Origin of the sequence: Methylobacterium haplocladii (assembly GCF_007992175.1) — a bacterium.
In the GTDB taxonomy this organism is placed as follows: domain Bacteria; phylum Pseudomonadota; class Alphaproteobacteria; order Rhizobiales; family Beijerinckiaceae; genus Methylobacterium; species Methylobacterium haplocladii.
Genome location: NZ_BJZT01000104.1, coordinates 1 through 509, shown reverse-complemented (window position 1 = coordinate 509; position 509 = coordinate 1). Strand labels below are relative to the sequence as shown.

The window sequence follows — 509 nt, the reverse complement described above, 5'->3', positions numbered from 1 at the left end:
CACGGCAGCGCCACGACGACTGAGCGGCTGTGTTGAAGGTCAAGCGGTGAGTGGCTGCCAGGGCGTGCGGTTGCGGACGATGGCATTGAGCGTCACCAGGAGCTTTCGCATGACCGCCACGAGAGCAACCTTCCTCGGTCGGCCACGCTGGATGAGCCGCTCGTAGAAGGGTCGGAAGGGAGAGCCTCGCCGGATGGCGGTCAGGGCTGCCATGTACAGCACGCCCCGCACCGACGTTCTTCCGCCCGCGATGGAGCGCCGGCCCCGCATCAGGCCAGAGTCGCGGTTGATCGGAGCGATGCCGACGAGAGCCGCGAGCTGGTGGCGGCCGATCGTGCCGAGTTCAGGAAGCTGAGCCAGAAGGGTGCGCGCGGTGACGTCGCCGATGCCGGGAACGGACTTGAGCAACGCCTCGGTCTCGCACCAGACCGGAGAGGCCTTGATGGCCTGGCCGATGTCGCCGTCGAGTTCCGAGATCTCCTTCTCCAGAAAGGCGATGTGGCGGCTAA

At 66.6% G+C, this 509-nt stretch carries 1 protein-coding gene; it reads right to left on the bottom strand.

The features are described 5' to 3' along the window. Positions 1-39 precede the first annotated feature (39 nt). On the bottom strand, positions 40-509 hold a 470-nt coding region (locus MHA02_RS21930; protein ID WP_147082707.1), incomplete at its 5' end, for a transposase.